This window comes from Nostoc sp. CCY 9925 (assembly GCF_963920935.1).
Lineage (GTDB): Bacteria > Cyanobacteriota > Cyanobacteriia > Cyanobacteriales > Nostocaceae > Nostoc.
The window spans coordinates 1-17,694 of record NZ_CAWUDO010000032.1 but is presented as its reverse complement, the minus strand read 5'-3'; the positions used below and the strand labels follow the sequence as shown (position 1 = coordinate 17,694).

Genomic DNA, 17,694 nt, shown 5'->3' with positions numbered 1-17,694 from the left:
TAGCCGCGAATTCCATTCGCTAGGGCAAACGTGTTTTTACAAAAGTGAGATGCTCCCAGGAGTATGTATCTGTCAGATTCTTTTTTCAAATTGCTATAACCTTCTCAAAGGTAATCTAAAAGCCTAACACCTCCATTGATTTTTCAAGTACTTCTTTGGGGCGAAATGGTTTAGTCAGATATAAGTCTGCACCAACCTCAATTCCCTTTTGTTTATCAAATTCCTGTCCCTTAGCCGTCAAAATTATGATGTAAACGTCAGTCATTTGCAGTTCGTGTTTTACAATCTGGCAGACTTTTAGACCATTCATTTTAGGCATCATCACATCGAGAAAAACTAGGTTTGGTTTTTCAGTTTTAATCATTTCGAGAGCTTCTTCACCATTTTTAGCAGTTAAAAGTTCAACCCCCTCATCTTCTAAATCTTCTAGGGCTTGTTCCATCAAAATCAAGATATTGGGTTCATCGTCAACAATCAGAATTTTTTGAGTCATAAAATTGGGGAGTAGGAAGAGGCAAAGGAGTGGAGGGGCAAAGGGGCAAAGGGGAAAGAGTGCTGCAACTTATCCCTTATGTACCCTACTCCCCATTCCCTAAATTAGCGATCGGACAGCATAATGAAGAATACATTCTCCAAGCCTTTCTCAAAGCGTAGAGTTTTGACCAAATCGGTTTCTTGAGAAAACATAGAATCAATAATGATCATGTCAGGTTTAGCTGACAAAGCTTTATGGATGCATTCTTGAGGATTAGAAGCTTCTATTACGTTGTATCCCTGAGTTTGTAGCACATCTGATATGGTTTTTAAAGTTGAGGCATTTTTATCAACTACCAATACCTTTTTACTGGAAGTACCTTGAGAAACTAGTAAGCCAATTTCAGCAAGGAGTTTTTCTGTGTTGATGGGTTTGGTAAGATAGCGGTCAATGCCAATATGGTAGCCGCGTTCTTTGTTTTCAATAATTGACAAAATGATGATAGGAATATCTGCGGTATGAGGATCGTTTTTCAGGACAGCTGCTACGTCAAAGCCGTTGATTTGAGGCATCATTACGTCCAAAAGAATCAAATCAGGGCGGGCTGTTTTGATTTGATGAATTGCATCCATGCCGTCTTTGGCTTCTCGAACGTTGTAGCCTTCGTTTTCTAGCTGTTGACGCAGTAGTTCTCGAATGTTGGCATCATCATCTACCACCAAAATGGTTTTGCGATTTTCGTTCAAGACGGCGGTTGTTGTGATGACGTGTTCTTTGAGTTGTTTTACTAGGGCATCTAGATTGAGCTTGGCACTGGTTTTGTGGTTAGTGGTGTAGATGGGAATGATGAACGAAAACGTACTACCTCTGCCATACTCACTCTCTACCCAGATTCTACCGCCATGATGTTCAACGATTTGTTTGCAGATGGGCAGCCCTAAGCCTGTACCTTTGGGTTTGTCGGTGAGGGTATCGCCAACTTGCCGGAATTTCTCGAACACTTTCGGCTGGTCTTCGGGTGCAATGCCAACGCCTGTGTCAATAACACTAATACAAATGGCGTTGTTCTGTTGTTTGATGCGACAGGTGATAGAACCGGATTCGGTAAACTTGATAGCATTGGAAATCAAGTTGATCAAGACTTGTAACAGACGGTTGCGATCGCCTATTACTTGAGGTAATCCTGGTTCAATCTCTGTGATTAACTCTAAGCCATTGGTTTCAAACAATGCTGCTGTGGAAGTAGTTGCCCAATCTAGTAACTCAGTTGGATCGAGGGGTTGCATTTGCCATTCCACTTTACCTGCTTCCATTTTGGCAATGTCTAAAACATCGTTAATCAAAGATGTCAGCCGTTCTGCTTCAGACACAATAATGTTGAGATTGTCACCCACCCGTTTAATTGTTTTCTGAAGCTTGCGGTCTTCGGTAGCAAGCATGGGAAACACATCAGTTTCTAGCTTTTCTTTAATAATGGATGCAAAACCAAGCACAGAAGTCAGTGGTGTCCGCAGTTCGTGGGAAACTGTAGAGATAAAATCGGTCTTCATCTTGTCGATTTCCTTTTCCGCAGTTACATCTCGAATCAGTAACGCCGAACCAAAGCAGGCATTAGGTTCATTGCCCGCCCTTTTAAAAATGGCGCTGGCTACTGCCTGACCGATACGTTCTTTTACTAAGGCAACTTCAGCAGCAAACACTTCTTGGGGCTGGGACTGAGTTTTTTCAACCAAATTTGCTAAACCAGCTATCGGTAGTTCCCGATAGTGACCTTTGACGATGTTGGCTGTCAATCCATACATAGCTAAAAAGGCAGGATTGAAGTGGGTGATTTGTCCGGTGATATCTGTTACTAACAAACCATCTGCTAAGTTGTCTAAAATGGCGTTTAAACCCTGAGCTTCTGCTAAAGTATTTTCCAGGGCAGCCGTCCGTTCTACAACTCTGGCTTCTAGTTCCTGATTCAGTTGCCGCAGAGCGATTTCTGCTTGTTTGCGGGCAGTAATATCAGTATTGATTTCCAGGGTAGCGCAAGGTTGACCAGATGCATCCAGTTGAACTGTCCAGCGACTCTGGACAGCGATCAATCTGCCATTCCGGGTGGTGTGTTGCAGTTCACCTTCCCAAGTACCCTGCTGCAAACACTCAGCCTGGATTTCGGCTAGCGGTTTAGGAAATATTGTGTCTAGCAAGTTATGAATAATGGCTCGGTTTTTCACCTCTTGACAACTCCAGCCGTAGAGTCGTTCTGCTCCCTGGCTCCAGTGGTGAATAATATTGGTGGTGAAGTCGCGCACAATGACGGCATCGCTGGAATGATTTAACATATCCATCAGCCGTTGATTTTCCGCTTCTGCGAGCTTGCGATCGTGAATATCGGTGCAGGTGCCAATCCATTCTCGGACGCTGCCGTCTGGTTCCAGAATGGGAGTGCCACAAACAGAAAAATGACGGTATGTACCATCCTTTCGACGCAGGCGGTATTCGCTTTGATATAAATTCCGGTTTGCCACAGCCTCAGTCCAGCTTTCTGCTGTGTGCACACGATCTTCGGGATGAATAGCATCGAGCCAGCCCAATCCCTGAAATTCTGCTTCAGTTTGACCAGTGTACGCCATCCAGCTGTGCATTTCACTGGTTATTCCCACTCCTTCAGGTGTAGCCACCCAGACAATTTGTGAAATAGTAGTCACCAGAGAGCGAAACCGTTGTTCGCTCTGTTGCAGAGTTTGTTCTGCTAACTTGCGATCGTCAATATTAGTGCAAGTGCCAATCCATTCGCGAATGCTGCCATCTTCTTCCAAGACAGGGGCACCACAGACAAAGAAGTAGCGGTATATGCCATCTTTGCCACGTAGTCGGTATTCAGTTTGGTAGATACCTCGGTTTGCCACAGCATTATTCCAAGCTTCTGCACTGTGGGCACGATCGTCAAGGTGAATCGGATCTAGCCAGCCCCAACCTCCGACTTCCTCTTCTGTCTGACCTGTGTAGCCCATCCAAGTCAGCATTTCACTGCTGATTCCCAGCCCTTCCGGAGTAGCCCCCCAGATAATCTGTGAAGTAGTAGTTACTAAAGTGCGATATCGTTCTTTAAGACGCTGATTTTCGGCTTCTGCCAGCTTGCGATCGTGAATATCGGTGCAGGTGCCAATCCACTCCCGGACATTGCCGTCTTCTTCGACTACTGGAGCACCCCAGACCCAAAAGTAGCGATAATTACCATCTTTCCCACGAATTCGGTATTCAATTTGATAAAGACTGCGGTTGGCTACGGCAGCACTCCAGACTTCTCCGGTGTAGGCGCGATCATCGGGATGAACGGCATCAATCCAACCTCCATTCTCAGCTTCTGCTAAACTTTGACCTGTATAAGCAATCCAGCTTGCCAGTTCAAAGCAAATTCCTTCTGGTGTGCTGACCCAAATAATTTGCGTGTTAGTTGTTACCAAAGACCGGTATCGTGCTTCGCTCTGTTTCAAGATTTTTTCGGACTCTTGGCGTTCTTGATGGGCACGCTTGAGGTTGCTAATGTCCTCCACAGTTGAGAAAATTAGGCGATCGCCATTCTGCTCAACCAACACTCCAGAAACCCTGACTGGAATCAAATGCCCATCTTTGTGAATGTACTCTTTCTCACAAGGTTCGTAGCGGCCAGTCCGTTTTAGGCTTTCTAAGGTCGCTGATTCATCGGCATAGTTTTGGGGCATCATCTCCCAGTAGTTAAGATTCAGGGTTTCTGGGACAGTCCGCCCTATAATCGCCGCATAAGCAGGATTAATGTCAATCAGTGTGCCATTCATTCGGCACAGTACCAGAGCAACTGGACATTGTTGAAATAGCTGACGGTAGTATTCATCAACTTGGCTAGACATGGTTGAGGTTTCCTCAGTCATTTAGATGGGTGGGATTATGACAACAGAACCAAGACAACAAGGTGGCATAAAGCTTTAAGGAAATTGGGTGGCGTTGGAACAGCTGGTAAATTTGATCGGGTGATGCACTGCCAAACTCTGGACTCTGCTGGGAAAGTCTCTGGATTAGTTGAGTATGGCGGATGAGCAAATCCGCTGGTTTGAGCATTGGTATTGTTGATGAAATGAAGCCCTCGCGATCGGCAGTGGGGCATAGTTCGGCTCTGGGAGTGGGTGAAGTAGAATTTGTGTCACTTTGCGCTGCTAAAGCTTCTACTACTGAATAATTCATCGGAATTTGAATCCAGAATTCTGTGCCTTCGCCCAATTGAGAACGACATTTGAGAATTCCTCCGTGTCTATCTACAACAATTTGGCGGCTGATTGCCATGCCTAACCCAGTTCCTTTACCAATCTCTTTGGTAGTGAAGAAGGGATCGTAAATGCGTTGGATGAGGCTTTCCTTCATGCCAGGCCCATTGTCGGCAATGCGAATTACAACCCACCCGTTATCTAGGGCTTGGGTGCGGATGGTGATTTGGGGAGTAGGGGAGTGTTGAGTTGTGATTTGTAAATTGTGAGTTAATTCTGACTCGTGTTTTCGCCATTCTCCATTTCCCATTGCCTCTTCGAGTGCATCAATGGCATTTGCCAGGATGTTCATAAACACTTGATTTAATTGTCCTGGGTAGCATTCAATTAGGGGAAGTTTGGCATACTCTTTGACGATTTCAATTGCCGGACGATGAGCAGATGCTTTCAGGCGATGGCGAAGAATCATCAGCGTCCCGTCGATGCCGTCATGGATGTTAACAGCTTTGATTTGAGCTTCGTCATGGCGGGAGAAGTTTTTTAGGGATTGGACAATTTCCACAATGCGATCGCTACCCAATTTCATCGAATCCAGCAGTTTGGGAAGATCCTGCATGATAAATTCCAAATCGATACTGTCTAACTCTGATTGCAGATCTGGAGGAGCCACAGGTAAAAATTTCTGATAGTCTTGCAGCAGGTGTAATAAGTCTTTGGCGTACTCTGCAACATATTTTAAATTGCCGCAAATAAAGTTCACTGGGTTGTTGATTTCGTGGGCGACTCCAGCAATGAGTTGCCCCAAAGAAGACATTTTCTCGCTTTGGATTAACTTAGTTTGTGCCAGTTGCAAGTCTTGGAGAGCTTGTTGAAGTTTTTGTGTCTGCGCTTTTGCTTCGATGGCTGCTTGGGTGCTTTGCTCATAAAGTAAAGCTTTTTCGATCGCGATCGCTGTTTGAGAGGCAAAGATACTCACAAGTTTCAGGTGCTCAGCCCTGTAGGAGTCAGTTTTGTCTGTGCCAATGGCGATCGCTCCGATTACTCGCTCTTTTGCTCTTAAAGGTACACAAATCAATGCCTTGACGTTTTTCTCTTTACATAATCGAGAATCGGCTTGCACGTCATTGACGAGTTCTGCTCGACCTGATTGCACAATGCTGCCAATAATTCCCTTACCGGGTTCTTGCTGATTCTCCTTAAAAAACACTCCAAATTCGGCAATGATTTCAAAGTCAGCTGCATCGGAACTTAGCAGTAAAATCATGCCTGCTGACGATTCAATCAATTGGCTCATTTCCTGAAGCACGAGTTGGGCAATCTGTCGCCTATCCAAACTCGTTGTCAGTTGAGTCGAAATATCTTCAAATAAATCAATTTCCTGGTATCGTTCTAGCAATTCTTTAGCGAGTATTTTCTTCTCAGCCTCTTGTTTTGCCAAAAGGGAAAGCAAACTTGCTACTAAAGTTGCCTGTTGTTCGCCAATAACCCAACCGATGGTTTCTCCTGAAACCTCAATTGGATATCGATTTTCTAATATTTGCTTGCCAATACTAATTAGTTTTGTGCCGTCTAGCAGTTCAACATCAATTGCGATCTTCAATTGGTATACTAAGTCCTGAAGGAGAGATGGCAACTCTTCTTTATTAAGAATCTTTCTCAAACTAACTGCCGACATGAAACACCTCTTTTTGAGTGGCTTGCAAATTTCCGGCAATCAAAACAACCGAGTGATTAATCTTATGTACCATCCCTGCAAGTAACTTTCGCAAGGCAGGCATTTTAGGAATTTCCATAAAAATCTCGGAAATATAATAATTTGCTAATAAGACTAGTTTTCCCAGAAAGATTGGTGGCATAACAGTGAAATGAAGCGGCGGCTAATACCTTTAAACTCTGCAACAAAGATCTGCTTCATTCGTGTAGCTTCCTTAGCGTTTAGCGATCGCTTGTGCCGATCAACAAGTCCCAGCGGGGATGCATATAGCCCAGAATCACCTAGCTGCCATTGAAAATTACCTCAAAACAGCTACAGCTAGCCCAAGAAAACTATTTTCGTTCTGAGTATCTGAAGAAATTGGTACAAGTAGGGAATTATATCAAGTTCGGATAATCACTTATTATTAAAGTTTCTCCGCGTCAGAGCGTCCCCTTCCGCGTCAGTCCTAATGATAAGTCTTCACCCGAACATGATATTAAAGCTAGCTGAGCAAACTCTACTGTTAGCGATCGCTTGGGAAATATTATCCTCAGATGCTTAAGGGAGTTATTAGTTCAATAGTCGATTACTTGGTAGAGAGTGACAACAAATTACCTTAGCTTTAGCCACTGAATTTACCTGCCAAGAGGTACACAGTAAAATTAAAGCCATCTAATATCAAATCCTATCTTTCCAGATAGCTACTTCAAAAATAAGTCTCAGGAGAGATTAATACGACATTTATTTGCTTAATGTATCCTCCCTTCGTAGCAAACTGGTTATAATTATTTTCCATCCCTCTCAGAAAGCAAATTCTCATCTACACAGTATTGATATGGGGCGTGTTCGTTCTAAATCTGACCTACCTACAAAAATCTGTCCGGTATGTCAGCGTCCTTTTACATGGCGTAAAAAGTGGCAAGATTGCTGGGACGATGTGAAATACTGCTCAGAACGTTGTCGTCGTCGCCGTTCTGAAGCTCAAAATGAAACTAACCGTAACACAGACGCAAATAGCGCAAAGGATCAATGAAGTTACAGGTGCAACCTAAATTAATTATTCATGGCGGGGCTGGTAGTTCTCTCCACGGTAAAGGAGGATTGGAAGCGGTACGCCGATCGCTCCATATAGTAGTAGAACAAGTCTATTCTTCGCTATTATGCGGAGCCACAGCTTCTGAAGCGGTAGTACAGGGTTGCCAAATGCTGGAAGATGACCCCCGCTTTAACGCTGGTACCGGTTCAGTACTGCAATCTGATGGACAAATCCGCATGAGTGCTTCGTTGATGGATGGCGCATTAGGGCGATTTAGTGGCGTAATTAATATCTCGCGGGTGAAAAATCCCATTGAGTTAGCACAATTTTTGCAAAGCTCGCCAGACCGAGTGCTGTCAGATTTTGGCTCGGCTGAATTAGCACGGGAAATGCAAATTCCTAGCTATAACGCTTTAACTGATTTACGATTGCAAGAGTGGATACAAGAACGCCAGGACAATTTTAAAAGCACAATGGCTAACGTCATAGCAGAACCCGAACTGGTAGAAACCAGTAATGCTGGACGGGGCACTATCGGCGTGGTAGCTTTAGATGCCTATGGGGGGCTAAGTGCTGCTACTTCCACTGGTGGAAAAGGCTTTGAGCGCATTGGACGGGTAAGTGATTCTGCTATGCCAGCAGGTAATTATGCTACCAAGGAAGCTGGAGTTAGTTGTACTGGTATTGGAGAAGATATTATTGATGAATGTTTAGCAGCCAGGATTGTTGTGCGTGTCACAGATGGGATGTCACTCAAGGATGCGATGCAGCGATCCTTGGGGGAAGCGTATCAAAATAAACGAGATTTAGGAGCGATCGCTTTAGATGCTAGTGGGGCGATCGCTTGGGGTAAAACCAGCGAAATTTTACTCGCTGCCTACCACGACGGCGAAAAAATTGGTGACACCTTGGAATGGACTGACAATGAACTAATAGGCTATTGCTGAATTAATATCAGCGCTTCAGACAAAATGTCGTGCTGGTCAACCATTGTGGCTAATTCTTGGGCTTCATAACGCCCTTTCCTGCGGAACGCTGCGCGAACAAAAGCTTCTAGCGCTGCTCTTTTGAGTGCGACTTGATATCCTTGTTGCAAAATATCCATTAATTCTGCGGGATTCAAGTACACGACACCAGATTTGCGGCGCTTATTTATTTTGTTGATTTCCCGTACCGTATTTTCAATAGAAACATCCCAAGAGCGAGTAGAACGTTTTTCAGCCTTTTATTTAATTAATATGGATGAGAAGAATCACCCCATAACTATCAATTTTATTGATTTTGTCACTCAGGCTGATTTCTTCTAACTCATCCACCAACACCAGCGCCTCATGGATTTTGCCTTGTTCTAGAAGTTGGCTAAGTTCTAGCAGTTCTTCCATTCGTTGAATCAGCTAATCTGATGATTTAATTATCGCTTTACTAACTCTTCCTACGCCAACCTAGTTTCACCACCTGACGACTACGGCCGATCGCCAAAGCATCATCAGGAACATCTTCTGTAATTGTGGAACCAGCAGCCACATACACATCATCACCCAAGGTAACTGGAGCTACTAAAACGCTATTAGCACCAGTCTTAGTGCGATCGCCTATTTTAGTCCGGTGTTTCTTAACGCCATCATAATTGGCAGTAATCGTACCTGCACCAATATTCACTTGATGGCCGACAACGCTATCGCCTAAATACGATAGATGTGCTGCATTCGTGCGATCGCCTAAGTGTGTATTTTTCAATTCCACAAAATTTCCGACACGACAACCAGCACCCACTTGTACGTGACCCCGCAAATGGGCATAGGGGCCAATTCGGCTACCTGCTTGTACAGTGCTATCTGTTACTACTGAATACTGGACTGTGACATTTTCAGCCAACTGGCTATTTTCGATTAAAGTTCCCGGTCCAATGTGACTTCCTGTTTGAATCACCGTTTTTCCGCGCAGATGAGTTTGGGGTTCAATAATTACATCTGGGTGTAATTTGACTGTTTCATCGATGGTGATACTTGTGGGGTCGATGAGAGTCACACCTGCTAACATCCATTTTTCCTTGACTCGCCTTTGCAAAATTTCGTAGGCTGTGGCCATTTGCAGGCGATCGTTGATGCCGAGAATTTCTTGATGATCTTCCACATCCACTGCCATTACTTGTCCGACCTGAGTCACGGCATCAGTGAGATAGTATTCTTTTTGGGCGTTGTTTGCTTGTAGGTGAGGGAGTACCTTAGCTAAATTTTCCCAGCGAAAGCAATAAACCCCAGCGTTAATCCGGTGATTTTCTCTTTGAGCGGGATTACAATCCTTGTGTTCGACCATTTGCTGGACGATATTTTCATCGTTACAAAAAACGCGCCCGTAGCCCGTGGGGTCGGGTAGTTGTGAGGTGAGAATAGTGGCGGCGTTCTGATTTTGGGCGTGAGTTTGTAACATCTGCTGAAGGGTTTGACTACGTATTAACGGTAAATCACCATTCATTACGAGCAAATCCCCAGTGTAATCTTGTAAGTAGGGAAGTAATTGCTGGATGGCATGACCTGTTCCCAATTGCACAGTTTGTTCGACAAACTCTAAGTTGGGGATTGAATTCATAGCAGCTTTCACTTCCTCGGACTTATACCCTACAATCACAATTCGCCGTGAAGGTGAAAGAGGTTCTACACTTTCAAGAACTCTCTCTACTAGCGATCGCCCACCCAAAGAATGTAAAACTTTGGGTAAGCCTGATTTCATCCGTGTGCCGCGTCCGGCTGCTAAAATTGCTACAATTACCATAATTAGCTATCAGCTATCAGTAAAATTGTGATTAATGCTGTTGGTACTTCAAAATCTAGGCTCAAATCATACCAGCTAATCATAGAACCCTGAAATCGGCAAAGCAGTAAGAATTCAGAATTCAGAAGAAGTTCACTGATCAAAAGCCTAAAGTATAATAGTACTAATTAGCATTAGCATTGATTACAGTAGCTATAGATCGTTACTCCCCACTCCCTCTATTTTTCTTGACAACAGTGAATAAACTCAGCAAACTGCTGCACTAGTTTGGGATTGCGCCAACCAGAATCAGCTTCTTTGAGCATTACAGAAAGTGCTTCTTGCGTTGTCATCGCTTCTTTGTAAGGTCGTTCGCTGGTTAGGGCATCGTAAATATCAATTAACTGAAATACTTGCGCCAAATATGGTATCTCATCCCCTTTGAGTCGATCGGGGTAGCCTGAGCCATCCCATCGTTCGTGGTGATAGCGAATAATGGGAATTACGCCCCGCATACTACGTAGTGGCTGGCAGATTTTTTCTCCGATTAAAACGTGCTGCCGCATAATCTGCCAATCTTCAGGGGTGAGTTGGCCTTTTTTCAGCAGCACCGCATCAGGAATACCCACCTTGCCGATATCGTGGAGATAACCCCCCCACATCAAATCTCGAATTTGATACCGTGAGAGATTGAGGTATTCACCAAAAGCTTGTCCGAGTTTTACCAGTCGTTCACAATGCCCGCCTGTGTTGGGATCGCGGCTTTCAATAGACATGGCAATGGAAAACAGTACTTGTTCGGCATGATCTAAATCTTCGTTGAGACGTTTTTGCCGCACCAAGGACTTGACACGTGCCGCGAGTTCTACACGGTCAAAAGGTTTGGTAAGAAAATCATCTCCACCAACTTCAATGCCTCGAATGCGTGATCGCCTGTCATTTAATGCTGTAATAAAAATTACTGGTATTAGTCTGGTTTGTTCATCCTGTTTAAGTAATTGACAGACTTCAAATCCATCCATTCCCGGCATCATCACATCCAGCAAAATCAAATCTGGTTGCTTTTGCGTCACCAATCCCACAACAATAGAACCACTGTCGGCCTCAATAACTTCGTATCCTTCCATCCCCAACAGGGCAACAGCAGTCATGCGACTGGCAGCATGGTCATCAACCACTAAAACCTTTGGTGGATCTAAATCAAACCCATTCACTTTGGAACCTTTGGCTTGTAGTGTTTTAGAGACCAATGAATCTTGATTACAATTAACATCAGTTTTCATCCAAGAAGACACTGCTTGGTCATCTTCAAGCATCAAGTCTTCTTGAGATAAGCCTAAAGAATAACCCTCTATATTTTGCGATCCTACGGCATGATTTGAACCGATACTTTTCACTTTGCTTAGGGGGTTTGACCCATTATCAATTTCTTCTGTAAAGCCTCTATGGTTGGATTTCCATTTAATCACAAAGGGACTCCAATTATTTCCACAAGTTAACAGTGTCAGATTTCAAAAATAAATTTAGTATTCGACTGTATTTGAGTTAGGGTTTCCATAGAGGTTATGTGTGATGTAAAGCTGCCGAACGGGATTTTTCACCGGATGTATTTTTTATGTTACGAATAAAAAGGATATTGTTGTCAAATTTTTTTCTTCTAATTCCAGTATCATAAATTACTACAAATGTTAAATCAGGCTTTTTACGGAGATTTTTCACGTAGCAACATCAGAAAAGCTTGTAATTTGGTGCTTTCGAGAAAAATCTGAGCTTTGTAGTTGGTAGTATTGTAGGTAATCATTAGGTATACACGTTTTTACTTACTCAGTTATAGCAATAGTTAAATACTGTTAACAAACATGTAATATTGGCTACTTATTATAGTTTAAATTATTTGGCTCGAAAAAACTCGTTGTCTAGGTATTAGAAAATGAAATCAGAATTTTCGGGGCAAATGTCTAAGTTTTCTGGAATCTATCGCTGACGATCGAGGCTGTAGTCGCGTAGGCCTAGCCCGTCGTAGACATCGCTATGCAACTACAAACTAGTTCCGATAAAATCCCTGCCTTGTGTTGTCGATAGCCACCTTTTTCGCCAATGGGAGGTAGGTTCAAGTGAAGAGGCTTGTTGCTCTTGTTGTCGTCGCCTGATTATCACCTGACTAGGATCTCCCAATTCAGGATCGCGGTAGGGAATGGCAGCACGAGTTAGTAAGTGTTGTTTCTCAGCTTGAGAAAGGGGGGAAGAGGAGGGGCACAGAGGAAATTTCTGTTCCCTGCTCGCGTTCTCTCCTGCTGCCCATTCTCTGATGTGTGCTGCCAGAGTACCAGGCGATCGCCTGCCCACCGGTGAGGTAGAACCGATAGCCAAGCCAGCAGACAAAAGTGCTGTGCGTACAGCCGCCGCAGAAGAATAAGTAGCTAAGAAACCATCTTGATGTAAGCACAATGACAGTTGTTTAATAAATTCAACAGTCCATAATTGGGGACACTGTGGTGGTGAAAATGGATCGAGGAAAATTGCATCAGCCCAGAAATCTGATTCACGTACTACTGCGATTGTTTTTCTCGCATCGCCAATCAATAATTTTGCTTTCAGACAAGCTGTTTGTACTTGATTCTCAAAAGCTAGCTGGGACAAAATTTCAATGTAGTTGCAGTTCCAATTGTCGAACAAATTATGAGCGATCGCAGCTTGTGGTACTGCTGGATTCAGTTCTAAACCGATTACTTCAACTTTACAATTAGGATTCACTGCCCAAATTGTTTGCAAAGCAGCAGCGGTGTTGTATCCCAAACCATAACAAACATCTAACAGCCGCAAGACAGGTTTTTGCGCTGCTTTAGTCAGCTGAGTTGGTTCCACAAACTTGAAAAAACTTTCCTGTTTCGCACCATAATGACTGTGAAAGGATTCACCAAACTCTTGAGAAACGAAAGTGAAGGAACCATCTGCTGTGAGCTGAGGTGTAAAATTTTCTAAGTTAGTCATTTGTCATTAGTCATTTGTCATTGGTTATTCCCCGCGTCCCTACGTCCCCCTCATTTCCTCATGCCCAATTCCCAATTTGTTGTTTCCCCAGCTTGGTTGTTTGAACATCTAGAAGATCCGCAGGTAGTCATTGTGGATTGTCGCTTTTCTCTAGCCGATCCACAACTAGGACAACAACAGTATGAAACAAGTCATATTAAGGGTTCATATTACTTAGATTTGAATCAGGATCTTTCCAGTCCAGTGGGTAAGCATGGCGGGAGACATCCTTTACCTAACCCTAATGATATCGCTAACAAATTTGCATCAATTGGAGTAAATTACCAAAAAACCCTGGTTGTAGCTTATGATGATTCACGCTTTGCTTTTGCAGCTCGTTTGTGGTGGCTGTTGCGCTATCTAGGACACGAACAAGTCGCAGTACTTGATGGAGGCTTTAGCGGATGGCAAAAAGCTGACTATCCTATTACGGATGTTATTCCTCAGCCGCGAATGGCGACGTTCGTACCTCAAGTGCAAACAGAAAAAGTTGTAGATATTGCAGCGGTAAAAAGCCATAAAGATAGACCAGATGTGGTACTGGTAGATTCTAGAGAAAGCGATCGCTACCGAGGTGAACGTGAGCCAATTGATAAAATTGCCGGACATATTCCTGGTGCGGTTAACTATCCTTGGCAAGAAGTTACAGATTCTTCAGGTTACCTACTTCCCCAAACAGAACAACGCCGTCGCTGGGAGAAGCTACAAACAGCCAAAGAAATCTTAGTTTATTGCGGTTCCGGCGTTACCGCTTGTGTAAATTTGCTTTCCCTAGAATTAGCCGACATCAGTAAAGGTAAACTTTATGCTGGCAGCTGGAGTGATTGGATTTCTTATTTATAGTTATGAGTTAGGTGTGAGGAGTTAAGAATTAAAACTCCTAACTCATAACTCAGCACTGTTTTAAAACCGGCCTAATTGCAAATTGTAATTAATACTGAAGAACCAGCCATCAAAATCAATGTTTTGGGCGGTTGAACTACCCAAAGTAACCCCAGTCTGGACATTCATGCTGCTAAAATCAGATATTCGGTAATTTAAGTGTGCGAATAACCGATGAAATTGGTCTTCTCGATCGCGCTGTGTAAAGTCAGAAAAGTTGACTTGGTAGTCAATACCAACTTGGAGAGGCTTTTGCAAGTAGTAGTTTAGAGAAAACCAAAAAGAATTGATAATCCGACTGCGACTTTGAGGATCGGCAAAACTGACGCTCAATTCGTAGAAGCTATCTAGCATTAATTTTGAGGTTAAGGGATCTCGCCGTCCGAAAGACAGTTGCACGGAATTTTCGTTTAAAAAGCGATCGCCTGCTTTGAAGCTATTGGGGCGATCGCTGTTGTTGCCATAAAATAACTGCTGATTGCTGAAACTGACTTCTCCGTACATTCGCCGCGATAACTGCTGGTAAAGACTGAGATTAAATCTTATCTGGTTGTAATGAAATTGTGATTGATCTAGATATCGAATGATATTGGCATCAATTGAGCCGTTTAAATAAGTTTTAGATCCTACAGGTAAATATGCAGAGGCTAGTGTCAGCCCAGAAATGATTAAACCATCTTCTGTTGGATCATTTTTTGAGGAAAAAATATTAGTTGTCTGGAAGTAACCTACACGACCCTGTAAATAGCCAACGGGTTTAAATTTACTTACAGGTTGCGGTGGCAATGGCTGTTGTTCTAGGGGTCGTAACCGCACGCGTAACCCCAATTCGCGATCGCTATCAGACTCAGGCGGCTGTTTTGGCTGTTGCAGCAGCTTTCTTAGCCTTTCTAGCTTTTGAGAACGATTTATCTCAGGTAAATTCAACAATTGGTCTGTTGAGTCTGGAGGAGATGTAGGCAAATTACTTGGCTGAGATTCTAGCTGTGGCGGATCATTTTGTTCTAGAGTATCGCCACCTTCTGGGGTTGGTGTTGGTTGTGCTTGTGTAACTTCTGGTGTTTCCTGTGCCAAATTTAACGGCGTCTGCAAATCCAAAGTCTGCGACTGACTCGAGTCCTTGCATGAGGAGTTAATTGTGTCTTGTTCTAAATCCTGACATTGCTGATAAGTTACCTGTGTAGTTGCTAATGATGCAATTTTTGAACTGGGAACTGGAGATTCATACCCCAACCAAATCTTAAAAGAATTTCTTCCCCGATACTCAGTACCCAGTAACCAATCTTGAGGCGGCCATTCCTCCCCCACTTGCTGTGCTGTTGGCGTAGCGCCTTGTCGAGAAGTTGGGGAAGAATGGGTGCGACCCATTGGTGCCAAATCATTATTTGGAGATTCTGCCGCATCTACTCTGATGCAAAACCAGCTTCCAGTTGTGGAAGCTAACAAAATCCAAAAAAACAAATTTTTCCAGTTCTTGAATCGCATCTGTTAGATTGCGTTGAACGCGTTTGGCGAATATAGACCTAGAGGCTGTATTATAAGTTCCTACTCAAAACATACAATTTAGTGTATGTAGCTCAGCTTTTTAGGTATATACTGATATCTACAAAGCCAAATTGCTGCTTTTCGGATTTACTGTCAGATTTTTTTGGTCATAATCATCTGTTCTGATATCAGTTTCCCTCAATTATTGTTAAATAATATAGATTGGAACAAACAGAACTAGATTATAAAATGTAAACATCCTAAAATCTTTACTAATGACAAATGATAACTATAAAAGATTAATTTTGATTGTGCTGACCTAAATTACCGTTCTTCTATCACATTGAAACTTATAGTTTCTACAAATTACCTACTGTACCATTTACAGTAATTGTTAACAAATGTAATCCTAACCTAGGCTCTCTTAACTCAAAGAAAATCTGGCAAAGGATTTGTGAGACTTTCTCATAAAAATATTATGAGAGTAATAGAAGAACGCTAATGAAATACACCTGTCAATTGACCTGGTAACAGGCATCCAGAAACTTCTCGTTGGTTGAAGTGAAAATAAATAATTATCTGTCAGAGGATATCTGCAAGCTTCTTAGTGTTGTATTCAATACTTATCTTTGTCCGCAAATCCACGTTTACCGAGAGTAATTTCAGATTTTTTTACTCCTTTTTCAGTGGGTCATGGTGAATATGATGAAATATTCAATACTTTCAAAGATATCCTTGAAATCATTATTCATTTAATGATTTATATTGAACGTCAACCTTTAAACCTGTCTAGACTTTATTGCATAAAACGTAAGTTTTAGAATAAAAAACTAAATAAAATAGATACATACTTATTATTTGTTTATTTTACTTATTAAGTGTAAGCTAAATTGCAAATAAATTTACCTCAAACAACTGGTTATAACCATTAGCCGCAGCCTAAAGCATTAGTGTATTTGGTATTAGTTGAAGTTTATAAGTTATCAGATTATGTTTAATAAATCGTTACCGCTGTTAGTAATTGGTCTATGGGGAATTGTGGTACTGCCTTTGCCAGATCGGGCAAGTGCTGTAACTCCTCTAACACGAGCCGAGATTCAGAACCTCCGTAATTTAGTACAACTAATACCCAAAAATAAACTTAAGAAGCGTCCTGCACAAAAATCAGATGCAATGATTCCTGGGGATGGGTTAGCAACTGGTCGAGCTTCTCTAGCGGATTTACGGTTTAACGACGGCTCATTGGCAAGAGTAGGGGAGCAGGCTATCTTTCAATTTTTACCCAAAACTCGCAGCTTTAGACTGTCAAACGGAACCGCGTTGTTGCTTATACCACCTGGCAGGGGGCAAACACGTATACAAACCCCAAGTGCAGCAGCGGCAATTCGTGGTTCAGCATTATTTGTACGCTATGACCAACAAACAGATACCACGGTTGTAGGTGCCCTGACAAATAGTGGCATTGAAGTTTCTAACAAGGAAGCTTCTCAAACTCAGGTGCTGCAAGCAGGACAGCTGATGGTTATAGTTAAAGGCAAATTTCAGGGTTTATACGATTTTGATCTGAGAAATTTTTATGAAACTAGTGATTTGGTTCGGGGATTGGATTTAAATAGGCAAAATGCTACACCTACTGCTGACCCAGCGATCGCCAGCGTTCAAGCTGAAACTGTTGCGGCTTTACAAGCACAGTCCCCACTGACAGGTCAGGGAGTAGTGGAAAACCCATCTTTCTTAGAGTTAACTAGTAGCCCTTCAAATAACACAACTAACGATGTTGTTACAAATGATTCCTCAATAGATTCTATAGCGAATGAGTCTCCAGTAAACTCCTTTGAAGAAACCGGGCAAATCCTTTCAAACACTGAGCAGCCCACTCCGAGCAGTAATAATAACAACACAATTCCCCCGAACAATAATGTTTCTGTTGATTCTACTGGAACCACAACCAGACCTCAGACTCCTGTTGTAAATATAGGTAATGAAAACACTGGTGGAGGCATAGGTAATGAAAACACTGGTGGAGGCATAGGTAATGAAAACACTGGTGGAGGTATGGGTAATGAAAACACTGGTGGAGGCATAGGTAATGAAAACACTGGTGGAGGTATGG

12 protein-coding genes and 1 pseudogene are annotated in these 17,694 nt (G+C 42.8%); 4 read left to right on the top strand and 9 right to left on the bottom strand.

Annotated features, from left to right (window positions below):
• Positions 1 to 115: 115 nt before the first annotated feature.
• From ACM0OY_RS17740 to ACM0OY_RS17725, 4 genes are all read right to left on the bottom strand, one after another.
• Positions 116 to 493: a response regulator transcription factor gene (locus tag ACM0OY_RS17740; RefSeq protein ID WP_414570165.1), complete on the bottom strand. Its 378-nt coding sequence runs from the start codon at positions 491 to 493 to the stop codon at positions 116 to 118.
• Between the two features lie 104 nt (positions 494 to 597).
• The gene (locus ACM0OY_RS17735) at positions 598 to 4,350 is read right to left on the bottom strand and encodes a PAS domain S-box protein (RefSeq protein ID WP_414570164.1); all 3,753 of its coding nucleotides are present in this window, start codon (positions 4,348 to 4,350) and stop codon (positions 598 to 600) included.
• Positions 4,351 to 4,363: 13 nt separating this feature from the next.
• Positions 4,364 to 6,376, bottom strand: a complete 2,013-nt coding sequence (locus ACM0OY_RS17730) for an ATP-binding protein (protein ID WP_414570163.1) — start codon at positions 6,374 to 6,376, stop codon at positions 4,364 to 4,366.
• Positions 6,363 to 6,557: a hypothetical protein gene (locus ACM0OY_RS17725; RefSeq protein WP_414570162.1), complete on the bottom strand. Its 195-nt coding sequence runs from the start codon at positions 6,555 to 6,557 to the stop codon at positions 6,363 to 6,365. Before ACM0OY_RS17725 ends, ACM0OY_RS17730 begins: the two co-directional genes overlap by 14 nt.
• Before the next feature lie 675 nt (positions 6,558 to 7,232).
• Here ACM0OY_RS17725 and ACM0OY_RS17720 point away from each other — a divergent pair.
• Both ACM0OY_RS17720 and ACM0OY_RS17715 read left to right on the top strand, forming a co-directional pair.
• On the top strand, positions 7,233 to 7,430 hold the full coding sequence (locus ACM0OY_RS17720) for a DUF2256 domain-containing protein (RefSeq protein WP_414570161.1): 198 nt from the start codon (positions 7,233 to 7,235) through the stop codon (positions 7,428 to 7,430).
• On the top strand, positions 7,427 to 8,380 hold the full coding sequence (locus tag ACM0OY_RS17715; RefSeq protein ID WP_414570160.1) for an isoaspartyl peptidase/L-asparaginase: 954 nt from the start codon (positions 7,427 to 7,429) through the stop codon (positions 8,378 to 8,380). The genes ACM0OY_RS17720 and ACM0OY_RS17715 overlap by 4 nt, the downstream gene beginning before the upstream one ends.
• Here ACM0OY_RS17715 and ACM0OY_RS17710 read toward each other — a convergent pair.
• The 4 genes and pseudogenes from ACM0OY_RS17710 to ACM0OY_RS17695 all read right to left on the bottom strand — a co-directional run bounded on the left by ACM0OY_RS17710 (position 8,371) and on the right by ACM0OY_RS17695 (position 13,175).
• Positions 8,371 to 8,815, bottom strand: a pseudogene (locus ACM0OY_RS17710) (DUF29 family protein). The gene ACM0OY_RS17715 and the pseudogene ACM0OY_RS17710 sit on opposite strands and share 10 nt — an antisense overlap.
• 40 nt (positions 8,816 to 8,855) lie before the next feature.
• On the bottom strand, positions 8,856 to 10,205 hold the full coding sequence (glmU, locus tag ACM0OY_RS17705; RefSeq protein WP_414570159.1) for a bifunctional UDP-N-acetylglucosamine diphosphorylase/glucosamine-1-phosphate N-acetyltransferase GlmU: 1,350 nt from the start codon (positions 10,203 to 10,205) through the stop codon (positions 8,856 to 8,858).
• A gap of 218 nt (positions 10,206 to 10,423) precedes the next feature.
• Entirely contained in the window at positions 10,424 to 11,653 is a 1,230-nt protein-coding gene (locus tag ACM0OY_RS17700; protein ID WP_414570158.1) for a two-component system response regulator, read from the bottom strand.
• Between the two features lie 568 nt (positions 11,654 to 12,221).
• The gene (locus tag ACM0OY_RS17695) at positions 12,222 to 13,175 is read right to left on the bottom strand and encodes a tRNA (5-methylaminomethyl-2-thiouridine)(34)-methyltransferase MnmD (protein WP_414570157.1); all 954 of its coding nucleotides are present in this window, start codon (positions 13,173 to 13,175) and stop codon (positions 12,222 to 12,224) included.
• Between the two features lie 60 nt (positions 13,176 to 13,235).
• Here ACM0OY_RS17695 and ACM0OY_RS17690 point away from each other — a divergent pair, with 60 nt between their 5' ends.
• Entirely contained in the window at positions 13,236 to 14,057 is an 822-nt protein-coding gene (locus ACM0OY_RS17690; RefSeq protein WP_414570156.1) for a sulfurtransferase, read from the top strand.
• 60 nt (positions 14,058 to 14,117) lie between these two features.
• Here the strand turns inward: ACM0OY_RS17690 and ACM0OY_RS17685 are convergent, their stop codons facing one another.
• The gene (locus ACM0OY_RS17685) at positions 14,118 to 15,581 is read right to left on the bottom strand and encodes a hypothetical protein (protein ID WP_414570155.1); all 1,464 of its coding nucleotides are present in this window, start codon (positions 15,579 to 15,581) and stop codon (positions 14,118 to 14,120) included.
• A gap of 990 nt (positions 15,582 to 16,571) precedes the next feature.
• Here ACM0OY_RS17685 and ACM0OY_RS17680 point away from each other — a divergent pair.
• Positions 16,572 to 17,694 (top strand): FecR domain-containing protein (locus ACM0OY_RS17680; RefSeq protein WP_414570154.1); only part of this gene is annotated, 1,123 nt, incomplete at its 3' end.

Excerpts from the sequence above, each read along its gene's own strand:
- ACM0OY_RS17740 (WP_414570165.1), bottom strand. The coding sequence starts at position 493 with ATGACTCAAAAAATTCTGATTGTTGACGATGAACCCAATATCTTGATT.
- ACM0OY_RS17735 (WP_414570164.1), bottom strand. The coding sequence starts at position 4,350 with ATGTCTAGCCAAGTTGATGAATACTACCGTCAGCTATTTCAACAATGT.
- ACM0OY_RS17730 (WP_414570163.1), bottom strand. The coding sequence starts at position 6,376 with ATGTCGGCAGTTAGTTTGAGAAAGATTCTTAATAAAGAAGAGTTGCCA.
- ACM0OY_RS17725 (WP_414570162.1), bottom strand. The coding sequence starts at position 6,557 with ATGCCACCAATCTTTCTGGGAAAACTAGTCTTATTAGCAAATTATTAT.
- ACM0OY_RS17720 (WP_414570161.1), top strand. The coding sequence starts at position 7,233 with ATGGGGCGTGTTCGTTCTAAATCTGACCTACCTACAAAAATCTGTCCG.
- ACM0OY_RS17715 (WP_414570160.1), top strand. The coding sequence starts at position 7,427 with ATGAAGTTACAGGTGCAACCTAAATTAATTATTCATGGCGGGGCTGGT.
- glmU (WP_414570159.1), bottom strand. The coding sequence starts at position 10,205 with ATGGTAATTGTAGCAATTTTAGCAGCCGGACGCGGCACACGGATGAAA.
- ACM0OY_RS17695 (WP_414570157.1), bottom strand. The coding sequence starts at position 13,175 with ATGACTAACTTAGAAAATTTTACACCTCAGCTCACAGCAGATGGTTCC.
- ACM0OY_RS17690 (WP_414570156.1), top strand. The coding sequence starts at position 13,236 with ATGCCCAATTCCCAATTTGTTGTTTCCCCAGCTTGGTTGTTTGAACAT.
- ACM0OY_RS17685 (WP_414570155.1), bottom strand. The coding sequence starts at position 15,581 with ATGCGATTCAAGAACTGGAAAAATTTGTTTTTTTGGATTTTGTTAGCT.